At 44.5% G+C, this 18,549-nt stretch carries 12 protein-coding genes; 10 read left to right on the top strand and 2 right to left on the bottom strand.

Features of this window, described 5'->3' with window-relative positions; translation table 11 throughout:
* The first annotated feature begins 4 nt into the window (after nucleotides 1–4).
* The gene (locus JN178_RS16770) at nucleotides 5–2,968 is read left to right on the top strand and encodes a putative bifunctional diguanylate cyclase/phosphodiesterase (RefSeq protein WP_202262520.1); all 2,964 of its coding nucleotides are present in this window, start codon (nucleotides 5–7) and stop codon (nucleotides 2,966–2,968) included.
* 12 nt (nucleotides 2,969–2,980) lie between these two features.
* Complete coding sequence (locus tag JN178_RS16765) at nucleotides 2,981–3,355, top strand: PH domain-containing protein (protein WP_159627791.1); 375 nt, start codon at nucleotides 2,981–2,983, stop codon at nucleotides 3,353–3,355.
* Nucleotides 3,356–3,425: 70 nt separating this feature from the next.
* Here JN178_RS16765 and JN178_RS16760 read toward each other — a convergent pair whose 3' ends face one another.
* Both JN178_RS16760 and JN178_RS16755 read right to left on the bottom strand, forming a co-directional pair.
* Nucleotides 3,426–5,276, bottom strand: coding sequence for a S8 family serine peptidase (locus JN178_RS16760; protein WP_202262519.1), 1,851 nt, complete (start codon nucleotides 5,274–5,276; stop codon nucleotides 3,426–3,428).
* 206 nt (nucleotides 5,277–5,482) lie between these two features.
* Nucleotides 5,483–7,693 (bottom strand): S9 family peptidase, encoded by a 2,211-nt coding sequence (locus tag JN178_RS16755; protein WP_202262518.1) that lies wholly within the window; start codon nucleotides 7,691–7,693, stop codon nucleotides 5,483–5,485.
* A gap of 70 nt (nucleotides 7,694–7,763) precedes the next feature.
* Between JN178_RS16755 and JN178_RS16750 the strand changes: the two genes are divergently transcribed.
* The 8 genes from JN178_RS16750 to JN178_RS16715 all read left to right on the top strand — a co-directional run bounded on the left by JN178_RS16750 (nucleotide 7,764) and on the right by JN178_RS16715 (nucleotide 18,494).
* Entirely contained in the window at nucleotides 7,764–8,384 is a 621-nt protein-coding gene (locus JN178_RS16750) for an NAD(P)H-binding protein (RefSeq protein WP_159627797.1), read from the top strand.
* A 120-nt stretch (nucleotides 8,385–8,504) separates the two neighbouring features.
* The gene (locus tag JN178_RS16745) at nucleotides 8,505–9,209 is read left to right on the top strand and encodes a tRNA1(Val) (adenine(37)-N6)-methyltransferase (protein ID WP_232369604.1); all 705 of its coding nucleotides are present in this window, start codon (nucleotides 8,505–8,507) and stop codon (nucleotides 9,207–9,209) included.
* A 15-nt stretch (nucleotides 9,210–9,224) separates the two neighbouring features.
* Nucleotides 9,225–9,734 (top strand): YgjV family protein, encoded by a 510-nt coding sequence (locus JN178_RS16740; protein WP_202262517.1) that lies wholly within the window; start codon nucleotides 9,225–9,227, stop codon nucleotides 9,732–9,734.
* Between the two features lie 230 nt (nucleotides 9,735–9,964).
* Complete coding sequence (locus tag JN178_RS16735) at nucleotides 9,965–10,537, top strand: hypothetical protein (RefSeq protein WP_202262516.1); 573 nt, start codon at nucleotides 9,965–9,967, stop codon at nucleotides 10,535–10,537.
* Nucleotides 10,515–12,737, top strand: a complete 2,223-nt coding sequence (bcsA, locus tag JN178_RS16730; protein WP_202262515.1) for a UDP-forming cellulose synthase catalytic subunit — start codon at nucleotides 10,515–10,517, stop codon at nucleotides 12,735–12,737. Before JN178_RS16735 ends, bcsA begins: the two co-directional genes overlap by 23 nt.
* The gene (locus JN178_RS16725) at nucleotides 12,737–15,013 is read left to right on the top strand and encodes a cellulose biosynthesis cyclic di-GMP-binding regulatory protein BcsB (protein ID WP_202262514.1); all 2,277 of its coding nucleotides are present in this window, start codon (nucleotides 12,737–12,739) and stop codon (nucleotides 15,011–15,013) included. Before bcsA ends, JN178_RS16725 begins: the two co-directional genes overlap by 1 nt.
* Entirely contained in the window at nucleotides 15,007–16,098 is a 1,092-nt protein-coding gene (locus tag JN178_RS16720; protein ID WP_202262513.1) for a glycosyl hydrolase family 8, read from the top strand. The genes JN178_RS16725 and JN178_RS16720 overlap by 7 nt, the downstream gene beginning before the upstream one ends.
* Complete coding sequence (locus JN178_RS16715; RefSeq protein WP_232369603.1) at nucleotides 16,095–18,494, top strand: cellulose synthase subunit BcsC-related outer membrane protein; 2,400 nt, start codon at nucleotides 16,095–16,097, stop codon at nucleotides 18,492–18,494. The genes JN178_RS16720 and JN178_RS16715 overlap by 4 nt, the downstream gene beginning before the upstream one ends.
* Nucleotides 18,495–18,549 lie beyond the last annotated feature (55 nt).

The raw sequence follows: 18,549 nt of genomic DNA, 5'->3' as shown, positions 1-18,549 counted from the left end.
CCCCATGTTAAAACGAATAAATCATCGCGTTTATGCTTTACCGACGATGTTATTCATATTCCTTAGTACATTGTTTTTATCCGCAGGGATTTATCTTCAAGAAGATGAAAAGCGGGCACGAATTTCCAAAGCACAGTCTGTTGCTGAACAAGTCAAAATTAGCTTAGAAGTATTCTCAACCGAACGGGTTCAAGCTATTAACAACCTAATGCTGAATTGGCCTACCTTCGAACCTAATCAGGTTGATTGGTTTAATGCGCAGGCTATGTCACTAATGGGCATGCAAAAAGGGTTTAGTTCTCTGGTCTTCATAAATGAGAAGGGCACGATACAGTGGGTCGCCACACCGTCTTTAGGTATGCGAACACGCATTGATAATGCACTTATAGGCCTACCTATGGATGCATTGGGTTTAACTATCGCCAACTTATCTGAATCACTGGAAAGCACGCTTATTTTTTCTGAAAAGACCAACCATCACCATATATTGGTTGGCCGCGCCATCAGTCCGCAAGAGCCTGAACATGGCTATGTGGTAGCAGGGTTCGATGTTCAGACTATTTTAGGAGTAATGCTAGGAGAGCTAGTGGGGCCTCAATTTAACTTTGAGATGATTGCTGATGACAGTTTGTTATTTAAGAGCGGTGAACTGATTAGCGATGGTACTATTGTGTCGCTTTCGCCGTTTCCTTTTATTGAGCGCCAGTTAGTGCTGTCGATGCAGTCTCAACTTAGCCCTTACAATCCTGGAATGTTGGTCATTGTGATAGGGTTACTGATGTCTGCCTTAGTCAGTTACGTGTTTCACAAACAACTCAAAGGCGCCCTAAAGCTTTCGGCTAGTCAGCAGCGTTATCTCACTGCCAGCGAGGCTTCTCTTGATGCGTTACTTATCTATCAACCCAAAGCTGATGATTTTCAGTTGGTTGAAGCGAATTCCTACAGCAAATATCTATTTCGAGGCGCATGCGACGAACTGAAAGAGATGACGCTATCCGAACAGATGCGCTACCTATGTTTTGACGGCGACTTTGTACATGTTACTCAAGTCGCTACCACAGGCGTACCTTATGAAGCACATATTGCAGCGACATCCGATAAGGTCGCGCCAGAATGGCTCAAGGTGCAAGTGGTGAAGGCGGGCAGCAACATTGCGATAACCATACGCGATGTCACCGAGCGCTTTAGAGCACAGCAAGATTTAAAGCGTAGCGAAGAGCGCTATCGGCGTCTTGTGGACGGCATGCAACGTCACTTTGTTTACACCAAAACTGCCGAGCACAGCTTTGTTTATGTGAGTGCAGGTATTGAAGATATATTGGGTTACAACACCAAAGATTTTTGTGCTGATGAGTCTAAATTTGTAAGGCAAGTGCCTGACGAAACATTTGAGATACGCCAGACTATTGCACGAGGCGAAAAGCCAGAGCCATATTTAGTTCACTATCGTGGTAAATCTGGACATGATCATATTATCGAGTTTTCCGACACGCCTATTTTAGATGAAGATGGCTTGCTGATTGCCGTGGAAGGTATTGCTCGCGACGTAACCAAAGAACTCGCTCTGCAAGAAGAGGTGTACTTTCAGGCAAATCACGATCAACTTACAGGGCTACTCAACCGCTATGCCTTTGACGCACAGCTTCGTTCGTTGTTAAGCGACTTAACACAAGACAAAGCAAGCGCGTCCCCCAGTACTAATATCACGCCGATATCACTGCATGAGCAATGCGGTGCACAGGTGAAGCAAAGTGTAATGTGCTTTGTTGATATGGACCGCTTTAAGCTGGTTAATGACAGCTGCGGCCATCCCGCTGGCGACAAGTTGCTAAAAGAAATTTCTACCATATTTAGGCAATATGTAAATAGCAAAGACCTGTTGGCACGTATTGGTGGTGATGAGTTTTGTATTATCTTTAGAAATCAACGCTTAGACGACGTTACAAAGGTACTTGATAAACTGCTTATTGCGATTTCTAACTACCGCTTTGTGTACGATGATAAACTATTTTTTGTTGGTGCCAGCATTGGTGTTATTGAGATAAACACCAGCACAACAAGTGCAGAAGCGCTAATTAAAGCGGCTGATAACGCCTGCTATAAGGCAAAACATTTAGGTCGCAATCGTTACTTTGTGTACAGGGAAAGCGATGGTCAAATGGCGATTGACGATAGTGAAAATCAGGTACTGCACGCGCTTCATCGTGCGCTGCAAAACGATGGCTTTGAATTGTATAGCCAAGCCATAATGCCTTTGTCTGTGCCTGACGGTGCACATACTTCACAGCTCCAACATTACGAAATTTTATTGCGCCTTAATTCAAACGAGGGAGGCTTGGTAAGCCCAGGGTTATTTATACCGCTCGCTGAACGTCATGGTCTGATGAATAAAGTGGATTTATGGGTAGTGGAGAATACGCTTAAAACACTAGAGCAAAACCCTGCTCATATCGACAATGTAGGAAAAGTCGCGATCAATTTATCGGGCATTACCCTAGGTGACGAAATGGCGCTGCATAAAATTACACAGCGCCTTCAAAGCACGAGTGTACCTGCTGAAAAAATCTGCTTTGAGATCACAGAAACTACCGCGGTAACTAACCTTAACGCGGCCAAACACTTTATTTCGACGCTGCGTGATATCGGTTGTAGCTTCGCACTCGATGATTTTGGTGCGGGTATGTCTTCGTTTACTTACCTTAAAAACCTAGACGTAGACTATGTAAAGATTGACGGTTCCTTTGTGCGAAACATTGTTCACGATCCAATCGATCATGCTACAGTAACTGCGATAAATAATATTGCGCATAGTATGGGTAAACAAACTGTGGCTGAATTTGTTGTTGATAAAGCAACAGCAGATGTGCTTCGTGAGTTAAAGGTCGATTATGGGCAGGGTTTTGCCTTAGACAAACCCAAGCCACTTGCGCATCGAGTTCAATGGCGAGTAAAACTTGCCTCTGCCTAGAAGGAAATTAATATGGGCTTATTTGATACTATCATGGGAAATGCCAGTGAGACGGATGCCTCGGACGTTCAGGAAGAATTGTCACCAATCCTTGCAGACAATGAAGTGGTGACGTCGGCATTTAAACTAGTCCGTGACTTAAGTGTTTTCACTAATAAACGTCTTATCCTTATTGATAAACAAGGTTTGACAGGACGCAAGGTGAACTATCATTCAATTCCGTATAAATCGATTACGCAGTTTATTGTAGAGACTGCGGGGCACTTCGATACGGATGCAGAACTCAAAATATGGCTTTCAGGAAAAGCTGACGCTATCGAAATTGAATTGAGCGCATCGTCAGCGCAAGCTGTACAGAAAAACTTAGCAACGCAATTGTTTGCTTAATAGGGCTGATTCGAATAATAAAAAAGCGGGCTACATGCCCGCTTTTTAGTGTGATCTATAATAATGTGCCTTAGAAGACAACATTTACTGTTGCAGAACAGGTCGTAGTGCCTGCCTCGCATACTTGATAGCTGTAAGAGCCACCGCCTTTCACATTCAAGGCATCAGTATAAGCACCATCGTTGGCTGTTGTCGCAATAACACTGCCGTTGCGATAAACATCAACATTTGATGATGTAGCATCTGCCCAAGAAAGGTCTACGCGTTGCGTACCTTTTACTTTGTAGCCTGTAGCGCTCAGCGTTAGGTCACCCGTACCGCCTGTATCACCGCCGCCATTGTCGCCACCGCCGTCACCGCCAGCACAACCATTTTGAGTAAGGTAAGCGTCCATATCGGCAGCTTTTACAATACCGTATCCGAAGAAGTCATCTTTACCTACGGCACCTGCATCTTGTGCAGTTGCTTTCAGCGCGCTACGAATTTCTTCACCGCTACATGTAGGGTGATTAGACCATACCAATGCCGCAATACCTGCTACTGCTGGTGTCGCCATTGATGTACCGCTCATGTAACCGTAATCGCTTGCGCCAATAGAAATATCGATAGTGCTTGCGGCAACTAGAGCACTTCTATCTTCAAATGCAGCGCCGACTGCCGGAATGCTTGTATCGTTGGTATCACCCAGTGTGCCATAAAGCATGCCCGGTTCGTTATTAACAACAACCGCACCTACGCCACCAGAAAGTTCACAGTTATTAACTTTGTCATAAAACGACACGCTACCACGGTCGATGACACACACTTTGCCTGCCGCATTTGCATCAACACTGTCACCCAATCCGAAGAAATAAGTAGACGCTGACGCGTTTCCTGTATTTTCCATCGCAGATGAAGCGAACCCAACGCCATCTGCACTCATTGTTGAAAGTGAGGCGCCGCCTGCTGGATAGGTTGAAAGCGTATCAACACCACCAGCGGTAACTTCCACACAGATGGTTTCATCTGTGGTTACGCGCTTGCCGCGACCAGAAGTACATGAAGGATATTGAGAGAAATCAGCAATGTTGTTGTCGGCATCGTTTGCACCAATCATCATGACTGAAGAGTAGCCTGCTGGGTATGAACGCACGCTGTTGCCATCGTTACCAGCAGCCGCTACAACCAGACCACCTGCAGCAACGAAGTCTTTAAAGGCATTTTCTTCGGTAGAGTTTGCACCACCGCCACCAAGACTCATATTGATGATATTAGCCCCTGCCTGCGAACAAAGCTGAGCAGCATGTGCTAAGTCAGATGAGTAACCCCAACCTGCTGCGTTGAATACCTTGATGATATGCATATCAACGCCCGGTGCCATACCCACAACACCAAAGCCGTTATCTGCAGCGCCGATTGTGCCCGCAACGTGTGTACCGTGTGGGCCGCCGTTATCAAACCAGTTACCAGTACCCGGATCGTTGTCACCAGTAATGCCTGCCCAGTTAAAGTCAGCATTAGATGAGTCTAAACCTGAATCTATAACACATACTTTCATGCCAGCATTGCTGTTAAATGCTACTTGATCGGCTTGTGATTGATATACTGCGTAAGGAGTAAGCTGGGTTTGCTCGGGGTTGCCCGCATCATCGTTGTACAGGGCCATAGGCTTACGTACTAAGTCTGCTTCGACTAACTTAACGTGTGGGTTATTCAAAATACCTTTTACGTCATCTAGCGACTTACCGCTAAATGTTGCTGCAATAAAGCCGTCCGCATCCACGTGAATATCCGCACCAGATTGCTTCGCAATTGCTTTCACAATGCCTTTTGCGTTGTTGTCTACTTGGATAATGTAACGGTCGTTTTCTGCAAGAGCGCTGAAGCTTGAAAGTGCCAAACCAGCCGCAATAAGAGAAGGGGTAAATTTATTATTCTTCATAGGTACCACTCTGTTCCACCTGTTGTTTAATCCCACTTTTATATTTGTTTTTTACAGTGGGTAAGCAAAATGCTCACTTTCGAACCTACACTATGAAGAAAAATTTAACAAACCTTGTAGCAAAAAATTATTATAAAGTTTAATACGCAAAAAAAAGGGTATAACGATAAATTTCAGTTATACCCTTATATATCATCTAGTTATTTCTATTTTAGCGTTCTTTCAAAGAAATTGGTTATTGTCTTGTATAAGTGAATACCCGTTTGCTTTCCGCGAATGCTGTGTTTCTTACCCGGGTAATCCATGGTTTCAAATGGAATAGCCAAGTCTTGCAGATGCTTGTATAGCATTGTTGAATGGGTAAACAGCACATTGTCGTCAGCCATTCCGTGGTAAATAAGCAAGTCGCCTTTTAAGTCTTTCGCATAAGGGAATACTGACGATGCAATATATGCATCATTGTCGGTGTTAGGGTTGCCCATGTAGCGTTCTGTATAATGCGTATCGTACAAACGCCAGTCCGTTACTGGCGCGCCAGACACGCCTGCTGCAAAGTAATCGCTTGCTTTGAACATGGTCATAAGCGTCATGTAACCGCCATAACTGTGGCCGTGTACACCAATTCGCGTAGCATCAACAAATGGCAGTGTGCGTAAGAACTCAACGCCTGCTACTTGGTCATCAACTTCAATAAAGCCCATCTTCTTATAGATTGGATCTTCAAAGCTTTTGCCACGATAGTTTGAACCACGGTTGTCTAGCGTAAATACCACATATCCTTGGTCTACCCAATGTTGGAAAAGCAAGCCGCGATTACCTGCCCAGCTATTCGTCACTACTTGGGCGTGCGGGCCGCCGTATAAGTAAACGATAACAGGGTGCTTTTGTTGCGGGTTTTCTTTCGCGCTTTGTGGCGTGTAGATGCGGTATTTAAGTGTTGCACCGTCTTTGGTGGTGATGTCACCAAATTCAGGCGCTGTCCAGCTGTCCATGTAGGCGTAAAGCGGGTGGCCTTTATCAACCTTATTCTCTTCAAGCCATGTAATACGCTTACCAGATGCGTCGTTTAGGCTAACTTGAGCAGGTGAATTAATGGTAGAGAAGCGGTCAATAAAGATTGACGCATCTTTACTGAACGCTGCGCTGTGATAGGCGCCAAGTTCCGTCACGCGATTGATGTCACCGCCATCTAGAGAGACGCTGTAAACATGGCTCTCTAATGGTGTGTCTTTGCGGCCAGAGAAGTAAAGTTGATTGTTAGCAAGGTCGATAGCTTCAACATCATCTACCACCCAGTCGCCTTTTGTTAGCTGTTTAACTAATTTACCGTTGTTGTCGAAAAGGTAAAGATGCTTATAGCCATCGCGCTCTGATGCCCAAATAAACTGGCTCTTATCTTTTAAGAAATAAAGGTCGTCGTGTAGGTTAACCCAAGTGTTGCTGGTTTCGGTCAGTAGCACATTTTGCTTGCCTGACAAAAGGTCAAATGCACGAAGCTCTAGCGTTTGCTGGTCGCGGGTTTGCCATTGATAAGTAAACGTTGTGCTATTTGGCATCCATTTGCCGCGTGCAAAGTAAATGTCTTTATCTTCGCCTAGGTCAACCCACGTACGTTTGCCGGTATTAATGTCTTGAATCGCGAGTTCTACCACAACATTCGGCGTTCCTGCCTTAGGGTATTTTTGCTCGATAAGTTTGATATCGTCAGCATAAATTTCTGAACGGGTAATAACTTCAACCGGGCTTTCATCCACTTTAGTGAAAGCAATTTTACTTTCGTCGCCAGACCACCAGTAGCCTGTCATGCGGCCCATTTCTTCCTGTGCAACAAACTCGGCCATACCGAATTTAATGTTGCCGCCACCTTCTTCAGTGATAGCCATTTCTTTGCCAGACGCAATATGTTTTACGTATAGGTTTTGGTCGCGAATAAATGAAATGTAGTTGCCTTTGGGCGATAGTTTGATATCGGTTTCGAATGCGTCGGTATCAAGTAGTTGCTTTGCGCCTTTCTCGCCGAGCTTGTGATAAAATACATCACCGCCTAGCGGGAATAAAAGGGCTTTACCGTCATCAGACCATTGATAGCTTACAATGCCGCTACCCGATAAACGCATACGCTCGCGTCGCGCTTTTTCCTCGTCTGATAAAACTTCTTCGCCGCTAGATAAATCATTAGAGTCGAATAGCATGCGGGTTTCACCACTTTCAATGTGGTATTCCCATAGGTCGAGACGTTCGTAATCGGTTTGTTTACCTTTTAAGAAGGTTACGCGTTGTCCATCGGGGGATACCTTTAATGAACGCGGTGCGTTGCCATCTAACGAGGGAGAAGAGAAAATACGCTCAATAGTGAGCGTTTCAGCGTTTAAAGCAGTAGAGAGCATAGCGGCTCCAATCAAAAGGGCTTTTTTCATTTTTATCTGCATATTTACCTGTCGAAGGTTTGATTGTAGAGAAACCAGTTAATGATACAAGGTGTGAAGTATGAAAACCGCAATCGTGCTAGGAGCGACAGGTTTGGTGGGACGAACGCTTGTAAATATACTTTTACAAGATAGGCGTTATACAGAAATCACCTGTTTAGTGAGAAAACCGCTATCGGCGCAGATGTTTAATGACCCTCATAAAAGGTTAAAACCAGTTGTTATCGATTTCGATAATCTGCAGGACTATCAGGGGTATTTTAGTGTTAATCACGTGTACTGTTGTTTGGGAACAACTCTGAAGACAGCTGGCTCAAAGCAAGCGTTTCGCCGTGTTGACTTTGAATTTGTGCACGTTGCGGCGCAGTTAACACGAGCACAACGCGCTGATAGCTTTGTGTGGATATCATCAGTGGGTGCAGATGCTAAAAGCAGTAATTTTTATTTGCGAGTAAAAGGGGAGCTAGAAAACGCCATAATGCGCATGCCTCAACTTCCGCACGCCTCTGCCGTTCGCCCCTCTTTGTTACTCGGGGAGCGCAATGAATCACGCTTTCTTGAAGATATTGCACAGAAAACGGCGCCAATATGGCAAACAGTAATGAAAGGACCACTAAAAAAGTATCGTCCTGTTCATGCTATTGACGTTGCTAGGAATATGATGTCTCTGCAAAAGTGGTAGAATAGTACCGCGTATTTGAAGTTAGTGCGTAGTAGACAAACAGGCTTTTTGGAAAGCAAGTCACTAATATCAGTTATAAAGTGTGGTAGTTCTATCATGTTTCATTGTAAGCAGTTTTCTGTGGCGCAAGATAATTGTGCCATGAAGGTCAATACCGATAGCATGATATTGGGAAGTTGGGCTAATGTTCATGCCGCAAGCTCAATTCTTGACGTTGGAACAGGGTCGGGAATATTGGCCCTGATGATGGCGCAAAAGTCGCAAAACTCGCCCACGAAGGCGTTTATTGATGCGATTGAAATTGATGATAACGCTGCAAAACAAGCATCACTAAACTTTGCCAATACAAAGTGGTCGTCAAGATTGCGCCTTATTCATTGTGATGTCACACAATTTAATGCATCACAACCTTATGACGTGATAATTGCTAACCCACCTTATTTCGACGCAAACACGAAAAAGACAAATGCTTATCGCTTGCAAACGAGTGCGCGAACCGTTGCTCGGCAAACCACGAATTTAAGTCCAAGTGATTTCTTTCGCTTTTGCGCCAAAAATTTAGCTGATGAGGGTGTGGTCTACTGTGTTTATCCGCACTCATCATTAACTGAAGTAATAAATTGTGCCGCTACACACAAGTTGCACCTCTCGCGGGTACTACATGTGAAGCACAACAGTCAAAGCCAACCCTATCTATGTGCCATGCGATTTAGCCGGCATAAAATGAGAGAAGTGCTACCAGAGCACCTTGTTATACGTACACAGGACAACGCGTATACCACTGAGTTTAAAAACTTGTGTAAACCATTTTATTTAAAATTCTAACAAGAGAACTTTTTCATGCTCATTGTCGCTGAAGCGTTTGGAGCGCTTGCTGTCATTCTTAATTTTATCGGCTATCGACAAAATAACGTCGACCGTTACTTGCTTATTTCTGCTTTTGCACTGGCCGCGCTAAGTGCTCACTTCTTTATGCTTGATGCTATGGCTGCAGGTGTTGGCACGTTACTCGCGAGTTTGCGAAATTTTATTGCGATTAAATACCGTAGCAACGGCATACTGTTTTTATTTGTCGGGGTTAATGTAGGTTTCTTGTTGTACGAGTGGTTTGTATTGTCACATCCCTGGATTATTTTTATTGCCTACGCGTCTTCCCTTATATTTACCGTCGGCTCGTTAGTCATTCGTGATACACACACAATTCGCAAAGTTTTTCTTGTCGCGGAAACGCTAGGGCTTATTTATGCTTTTTCTGTAGGCAGTATTTTCGGCACAGTATTTAATGTGAGCAACTTAATCAGCATTGTAAGCAAACTGAAAATTCAGCGCAGCGTAAAAAAGCACAAATAATCATCGCCTTTGCCCCTCGCTTTAAAGGCGAGGGGCGCGGTCCTTTCCACCCTCAAAAACCTCTCTACGCCCTGCCAATACTCACTATCCCAAAGTTTAATAAGCTAAAGTTCAATGGCAGATAAGGTATTAAAGCGTATTATTATTAATCAATAAGTATGATTTCAGCAATTTTTCCTCAGGAAGAGTGGAAGTAGACTCGGTATGTAGTGATGAGAGGAGTGTGCGTAGTGAAATTATTCGATAATTCGCAACAATTTGGTGACGTTAAAGCGCTTGAACATAAGCGTGTTGTTACGTCGTACGGCGAGAGTGCCGAAAACGTTATTGATGCTGCTCACCACTTTACTGACACCTTCGCAGGCGAAGAAAAGCCGCTACTGGTGGAAGCGCGCACAACGCTCGAAACTGAAACACTGTGGAAGCGACGTCTTAAAATGTTGCTGGATGCGGAAAATAATCTTATTAAAGTTATACGCTTACGTAAAATTACTGGTATATTTACTGTAGCAAGTATGGCTATGTTTTTATTTTCCCTGTATGTGGCGCCAACAATGTCACCAGCACTTTTCTACGGTTTATTCGCGTTATCAGTGTTTGGCTTTGTGACTTATCCTGCTTGGTTAGTAGCAAGTAAAAGCAATAAGAAACAAAGGGATGCGATTTCTAGAATGTTCTATATGAGCAACCACGAAGTTGATATGTCTGATGGCAAGATCACGTTAATTAACAGGGCGAACTATGCGAATGTAACGCATATAAACGTACTGGAACGTGAACTTGGACAATTGGCAAACTCATAGACCTCACTATACGACACAGTTTTTTGTATTATTTTGGGTTGCAGCGCTTTTATTAGGGCTGCTTCTGCTTGCGCCCATTGATGCTCTTGGGCAACTTTTCTCTTCTGTCACCATTCTTATTGTCATTTCGCTTTGCAGCAAAGAGGCGAATCACGCACAGAAACACCAACACTTTTTTCGTACACTGGCACTAGTCCTAGCGGTTGCGCTTAGTATCCGTTATTTGCTTTGGCGCGGCATTTATACGCTCAAATATTCCGATGTATTGTCGTTGATTGCGGTTTGGTTGCTGTTTGCGGCAGAAATCTACGCGGGGATCACCTCGATACTAGGCGCAATCGTGAACGCCTTCCCGCTCAGTCGCCCCTTGTTGACTTTAGAAGGAATGGATAAAGCGACATTGCCTACGGTAGATGTCATGATCCCAAGTTACAATGAAGATGAAGACATTCTGGAAGTGACAATTCGGGCTGCAAAAATGCTCGATTATCCTAAAGACAAGTTGTTTATTCACTTGCTAGATGATGGTGGTACCGATCAGAAAATCAACGCTGATAATCCCATAGCAGCGCAAACGGCCAAGCAGCGACGGTCGGACTTGCAGGCACTTTGTAAACGCTTAGAGATTACCTATCACACTCGGGCAAAAAATGAGTTTGCTAAAGCCGGTAACGTAAATAGCGCAATTAAAAACACCCAAGGTGAATTGATTGTTATTTTAGATGCTGATCATGTCCCCACGTCTGACTTTTTGGATAGGACCGTGCCATGGATGCTGAAGAACGAGAAAGTGTTCTTAGTGCAAACTCCTCACTTTATGGCAAACCCTGACCCGGTTGAACGAAACTACTTTTCTGCGTTTACGCGAATGCCTTCAGAAAACGACATGTTCTATGGCACCATCCAAAAAGGGCTCGATTACTGGGGTAGTTCTTTTTTCTGTGGTTCTGCTGCGCTTATGCGTCGCGCGCATCTAGATTTAGTGGGTGGAATATCCGGAGAATCAATTACCGAAGATGCAGAAACAGCGTTAGATTTGCATAAAATGGGCTATGAGTCCGTGTATGTAGACAGACCAATGGTAAGTGGTTTAGCACCTGAAACCTTCGATGCATTCATTCAGCAGCGTATGCGCTGGGCGCAAGGTATGACCCAGATCCTGCTACTTAAAAAGCCCTATAAAGCGCAAGGGTTAAAGTGGTATCAGCGAGTAGGCTACATGAGTTCAATCATGTTTTGGCTTTTTCCTTTTGCACGCATCATTTTTCTCCTTATGCCATTGGCTTACTTGGTGTTTGATTTACAGGTTTATCACGCCTCTATGCTCGAAATTCTCGCATTTACCGTGCCGCATGTTATTGCCACTTACACTATCTCAACGATGTTGTTTGGGCGAACGCGCTGGCCTCTGGTGTCAGAATTGTATGAAATTTTGCAGTGTGCATTTACGTTAAATGCGTTGGTTAAAGTGTTTCTCAAGCCAAGAGCGCCTTCTTTTGTGGTTACACCAAAAGGAGAGAGCCTCGACCATACCTTTGTTTCACCACTCTCTAATGTGTTTTATTGGCTAATACTGATTATTACTTTTGCCTTATTTGCAGGTGTGTACAAGTTTATTACCGAGCCACTTACTCGCGAGCTGACAGTAGTAGTAATGCTATGGAATAGCTTTAATTTGCTGTTGTTGCTATCAGTAATGAGTGTACTTCTAGAGCGCAAACAAGTGCGTGCTCAAGCGCGCTTGCCTGCTACCAATAGCGTTGTCATTAAAACGGGAAGCGATGAAGCATGGGTTGGCGATCTTATTGACTTATCGTTAGGTGGTGCCCGATTACGCTTGAAAGGAGAGGGTGCGCTTGTACCCAAGCAAGCTATATTTACATCATGGAGTCATGCGCAAAATAAGAATGTACATATTCCAATTGACGTTTTGCACTATGACAGTGAATCAAAAATTTTGCGTGTACGGTTTGCGCCTGAAACCGATACGCAAATAAACGAGGTGGTATCATTTGCGCTTTGCGATAGCTTGCGCTGGATGTCATTTCAACGCAGGCGAACTCGAGCGATATCGTATTGGTACGGTGTAAAGCATGTGCTTAAGGTAGGCATAAAGCCTGTCTTTCTTCACGTGCTTGTTTTAATGGGAAAAGTTGCCGGAAGAATTGGACTTTATATCAAACCGGCAAAGGAAAAATAATGATAAAAAAATACCTTACATTATGTGCGTGTTTATTGATGTCTTTCTCGCTTTGTGCGCAAACGGAAACATTTCGATTAACCGATTTCTTTGGTGGTGACAGTACGCTCCGTTTGCAGGGAAAATCGGATAATGTCGATATTGCTATCCCGCTAAGTGCCGTAACCGATGTCGACAATGCGTTACTTCGACTTGAAGTCGTCAGCTCGCAAGCGTTAATCAAAAAACGCTCTCAACTTTATGTTCGCTTCAATAATGCCACCATTGGTCAAATTGCCTTTGATCCAGATCGCCCCTCGCTGGTGTCTGAAATGACGATCCCCAAAACCTTGTGGCGCCCTGGTTTTAATACCCTTACGTTCGCCGTTAGTCAGCATTATGCAGAACAATGTGTAAACGGTAACGCACCTGAATTGTGGAGTGAGATCAATATCTACAACTCTACGCTTAAACTGACGACATCGATAAATGAAAGCGAATTCACGCTTGATGAACTGAGTGGCTTTTTCAACCCAGGTATAGGTGGCCAGCGTGCAGTTTCGCTTTACACGGCAAAAGCGCCTTCTCTTGAAATACAACAAACAACGTTACCGCTTGTGGCCCAAGCGTTAGCATTGCGCAATCAATATCAACCTTTGTCAGTGTCTCACAATGTGTTTGACGCAAGCTATGTGTTACCTGAAATTGACAATACGCAAGGCGACTATTGGCAACAAGACAACGTGCAACGTTTTGAACGCAGTGCATGGTACCTAACGTCAAAACCAAAGCAGCCAGTGCATGTGTTAGTGGGGACTGCCGCCGAACTCTCTGCTGTATTGACAGATGAACTCACTAACGAGATTGATGGTGCATTTTTACGTGCACAGCGCACCCCCGCGGTCATTGCCAACGATAAGGTTATCGTGCCTGCGAGTTATCGACTTATTGTCAGTGGAACGACAGAGGAAGAAGTTCACCAAGCCGCAAAAGCCTTAGCGGTAATGGATGATGCGTTGAATCCAATTAGCCAAGTGACCGTACTTTCGCAATCAGAGATGGACGCTGGTAATGTTCAGCGTCATAGAATATTGGCGCCCGGTCAGCACTATACGTTTGAAGATTTTGGCATATCGACTGCGCAGTTTAGAAATGAAAATGACTTTAATAAGCGCGTGTCATTTAGGTTGCCGGCTGATTTCTATGTGCCCGAAAATGCTAGTGTGAAGTTACTATTGGATTTTGCCTACGGCGCTGGCTTTGGCCCAGGTTCAATTATGAACGTAAGCGTAAATGACGAATTGGTACACGGTCTTTCGTTAACCAACACGAACGGGCAATCTTATCGAGATTATCAGCTGTCGATACCTGCGCGTTATTTTAAAGGTGGTACAAACAATATCGATTTTGATATTACCTCTCGCGCTCCGCTTGCTGGTGTGCCCTGCGATGATATTCCAGGATCACATTTGGTGTTTCAACTAGATAATTCTTCGGGTATTGATTTGCCTTCGGCAGGTCATGTGGCAGTTCAGCCGGACTTAGCGTTACTTTCTGAGGCGGCTTATCCTTTTGCACGGTTTAAATCAGCACCTATCGCTACCATTAATGCGCCAAGTGAAGCATTTCTAGACAGTGCGTTAACCTTGGCGGCTAAACTTGCACAGGTAGCGCGAGCGCCACTGTTGAACTTACAAATTAAAATAGGAAATAATTTGGATACAGAGGGTTCGCTTATTGTATTGGGAACACCACAAACCCTTACGCAAGTTGAACAATCGGAATTTAATACTGCAATTGAAGCCAGCAAGCGTTGGTCTTACCGCTTGCAAAACAACTTGTACAATCATGTACGTACGTTAAGTGAAGACTTGTCTTTTAAAGAGATGCGAGTTGATGGCCACACCGTACAAGAAAGTGACTTAGGGCAGCAGGCGATTTTAACGGCTCAACAGCATCCTACTGCGACCCAGCGAGAGACACTATTTATTGTCGCGGCACAAACACCTGAAATACTACATCAGCGTATTCAAGACCTAGTGAGCTTGTCGATGTGGGGCCAATTGGCAGGTGATTTCTTTGCATGGAAAGATAATTTATCACCCGCACTAGTAATGCAGGTCAGTGACAAATTTGAAGTAGGTGAAGCTGATGATAGCTGGTTGCATCTACGTTTGTGGTTGTCGAATAATCCATGGTATTGGCTGATAGGTTTTATCGCTCTTGTCCTAATTGTAAGCTTCGTTATGTATACGTTGCTTAAGCGCAGAAACAAACAAGTGCAAGACGCATGGTAAAGCGTATATTTCACGGGTTAGTAGTAGCGTTAGTTGTGCTACTAGCCTCGTGCTCTACACAACAAGACCTGACTTTCGTAAAGTATTTTGCAGCATATAAAGCGCTGTTTATTGATGACGGGCGCGTTCTAGATACGGGTAATGGCAATGTGTCGCACAGTGAAGGGCAAGGCTACGCCATGCTGTTTGCTGTAGGTGCTAATGATAAAGATACCTTTGATGCGCTATGGCAGTGGTCGCAGCGTGTGTTGCAGCGAGAAGATAAACTGTTTAGTTGGCGCTATCGACCCTGTCCAACTCATGATCGCGCGTGTATTGACGACATTAACAACGCATCTGATGGCGAAATTTTAATTGCTTGGGCATTACTTCGCGCTGCTGATAAATGGGGCGACGAAGATTATGCTTTTGCGGCAACAGCTATCATTGATAAAGTCGAATCAACGCTTATCAAAGATACTGAGCAGCTAACACTGCTACTTCCTGGTGAAGTCGGTTTTGAGGATGATAGCAGTGTCCAAGTTAACTTGTCGTACTGGATTTTTCCTGCACTAAAGGACATTGCACAGCACGCCAATCAACCCGAAAAGTGGAATCAGCTTTATACGAGTGGCTTGGCACTGCTCGCGAAATCGCAATTTTCTCAATATGGGCTACCCAGTGATTGGGTCAGGGTCGAAAACAGCATTGGCAACCACATTGGCAACCGCATAGACAACAATCACCGTGAAGAAGTGAGGCTGTCATTAGATAAGGTCATTTCTGCTGAATATGGCTTCAATGCCGTACGTATACCGCTGCATTTAGCGTGGAGTGGTTCAAGCACTATTGAGCAGCATGCCACGTTGTTTGAACCATTTAATGCGTGGTGGGAGCAGCCAAAAACACCGGCTACCGTGAATTTACTTACAGAAAAAGTAGCAGATTATGAGATGACGCTGGGGATGCGTGCTGTAGAAACTGCTGTATCTCACCTAACACGAGGTACAGAGGTAGATTGGCCTGAAATAAATCGCACCACAGACTATTACTCAGCAAGTTTAACATTGCTGTCTATGTTGGCTGTTATGGATAATCCGTCGTGAGTAATTTGAACAATGTTTTGTATATCAGTGTAGCGACTGCGTTACTAATGAGTGTTGATGTATTGGCTCAGACCAGTACAACGTATCAAGAAAAAGAGCTCAATATTGCGCCTTTAGCGTCTCAGCAACCAGATACAACAGGGTTGTGGTACCACATAAATGAAAAACAAATACGTCTTGCAAATGAAGAGTTTTATCGACTAAAAGCGGAATATCCTCGTTGGGAAATACCCGATGAAGTAATAACTGCTTTGGAGCGCATTAATGGAAAAACTAACCAAAACGCGCAGTCTGTTCCCTCACAGGTAGAAAAGCCTGCAAAAGAAGTTCAGCCAAAGCCTGAAGCACCACTAGAAGCATTCGCTGCGCTAACACCAAAAGCGCGGGCGGCTGCGAGCACGACAAAAGTGAAGCAGCTTGCAACACTCAGTAATGCGATGAATCGCACTGATTTTTATCTGTTGATAGGGTGGACCGCGCTTGATAAAAACATGCTTGATGTCGCGCAACAGCAATTTGAGCAGGCGAAAGGCATTGCGACTCTCGAAAGCCAAAAACAGTCGGTTGAGCAAGGACTAAATGGCGTTAAAGGCGTTAAAGTACAGCAAGCATTGTCGTTAAATGACTTTGAAAAACTGCGGCAGTATCTCAATAACGATAGCGGCGGTTACGTGGCGCAACTGTTACAAGGAAAAGCATGGAACTATTACGATGCGCAGCAGTTCGAGTTGGCGGCCATGCTTTTCGCGCTAATAGGCGATAACGAAGGCCAGTACGTTACCTTCGTTGCGAGCAACAAAGTAGACGAGGCTTTTTCACTAGCGTGTAGTATTAATTCAGAAACATTCTTACGTCGATGTGCCGACGCTCTGGCTGAAAGACAAGTTCGTTTCTATGAAGCGCAAGCGTATAGCAAAAGCATTGATGCCGCGTTGCAGTTAGAAAAAATCAGAGTATTGACACTTGAAGAGCGCGCGCTGCTTGGTTGGGCATCAAAAGAACGCGGTGATGTAGCCGCTGCAACAAGTGCGTTTGAAGAAGTGCTTTCTAACACTCCCCAAAATGAAGTTATTGCCAATGAACTGGTAACCTTAAATCGTGACGATAGCGCTACCCTTGGGCGCTTAGCGTTAAAATATCCTCAAATAAAAAAGCAGCTTCAACAACAAACTGTACAAAACGCTTGGCCCAGAAAACAATTTTTGTACGCGTATTTGAATGAAGACGAACGCGTAACTACCGCCCAAACTAAAGATGCTTTTACCACGCTATATGGTGTAAATGTGCGCCAGCGCAGCGGACAAGATGGTTTGGGGAATTTTGATGTAGTTAGTCAATACATAGGCATAGGCAGTACCTATGATAAGTGGTTGTGGCAAGTCACCTTCGACTATAAGCAATTTTACAGTGGAACACCGTCGCAAGGAGATTGGTTCGCAGGTGGCCAGTTAGACGATGCAGTGTCTGCACCTTTTGAAGGCATATCAGGCTTTGAGGATACAGGTGTTCGCGGTGAGGTGCTGTATCAAGCTAACGCATTTAATTTTTACGCTAACCTAGAGTACGGCATGTTTTCACAACCTGTTGATGCCGAGGTAACCGGGCAGCTTTCGGTTACCGGCTTTTTTACCGATACGACGGTGGCGGCAACGCTGTTCAGGCAAGCAAAAGAAGATAGCTTATTAAGTCAAACCGGTACGTTTAATAGTAATCATCAACAGCCATGGGGATATGTTATAGAAGAGGGCGCTCGGCTATTGGCTGCTTATGTCGTTGCACCTAAGTGGTCAGCGGCGACTACTGCTCAGTTAAGTACGCTTAAAGGTGATCGGGTTGACGATAATAACGCGTTCTCACTGCGCTTTGATATTAGCTACGATGTGGCAGAGGATGTTTCTTCCTACTTAGACTACTGGCGCGTGGGTCCTTTCGTGAGTTACAACAGCTATGATAAGAATTTAAGTGGGTTTACTTATGGTAATGGCGGCTATTTTAGTCCGGATTATTTCGTTAGCGTGGGTGGCTATTCAGAACTACTCACATTGGAAACCCTTAATTGGCAGTTAAAGTTGCGTAGTGCGTTAGCGCTTTCAAGAGTGAAGCAGCAAAATGAACTGCGCTTTCCTCTGAGTGACTTTTTTGATGATCCTGACGATGCATTAGCAAGACTAGACTACGATCGCACCACAGGGTTAAGCGGTAATATTATGGCTGAAGGGCAATACCGAATAACCGACAAATGGATAGTAGCGGGTTACATAGGCAAAGCATTTGCTGTGGAGTATCAGGCTTTTGAAGCTGGCATTCAGATAAGATGGCGACAGGGCAAGGGCACCGGTGTTACCAGCGACGAATTAATCTTGTCATCACCGCGACGCAGCGGCTTCGCACTGTAGCGATATGCTGCGATACAAACAAAAAACGCGGAGTTTTCGTTAATCAACTCCGCGT

The organism is Alteromonas sp. KC3, from assembly GCF_016756315.1.
In the GTDB taxonomy this organism is placed as follows: domain Bacteria; phylum Pseudomonadota; class Gammaproteobacteria; order Enterobacterales; family Alteromonadaceae; genus Alteromonas.
The sequence above is the reverse complement of the archived record's forward strand: the minus strand, read 5'-3'. Positions and strand labels throughout refer to the sequence as shown.

Excerpts from the sequence above, each read along its gene's own strand:
- JN178_RS16770 (WP_202262520.1), top strand. The coding sequence starts at position 5 with ATGTTAAAACGAATAAATCATCGCGTTTATGCTTTACCGACGATGTTA.
- JN178_RS16765 (WP_159627791.1), top strand. The coding sequence starts at position 2,981 with ATGGGCTTATTTGATACTATCATGGGAAATGCCAGTGAGACGGATGCC.
- JN178_RS16760 (WP_202262519.1), bottom strand. The coding sequence starts at position 5,276 with ATGAAGAATAATAAATTTACCCCTTCTCTTATTGCGGCTGGTTTGGCA.
- JN178_RS16755 (WP_202262518.1), bottom strand. The coding sequence starts at position 7,693 with ATGAAAAAAGCCCTTTTGATTGGAGCCGCTATGCTCTCTACTGCTTTA.
- JN178_RS16750 (WP_159627797.1), top strand. The coding sequence starts at position 7,764 with ATGAAAACCGCAATCGTGCTAGGAGCGACAGGTTTGGTGGGACGAACG.
- JN178_RS16740 (WP_202262517.1), top strand. The coding sequence starts at position 9,225 with ATGCTCATTGTCGCTGAAGCGTTTGGAGCGCTTGCTGTCATTCTTAAT.
- JN178_RS16725 (WP_202262514.1), top strand. The coding sequence starts at position 12,737 with ATGATAAAAAAATACCTTACATTATGTGCGTGTTTATTGATGTCTTTC.
- JN178_RS16720 (WP_202262513.1), top strand. The coding sequence starts at position 15,007 with ATGGTAAAGCGTATATTTCACGGGTTAGTAGTAGCGTTAGTTGTGCTA.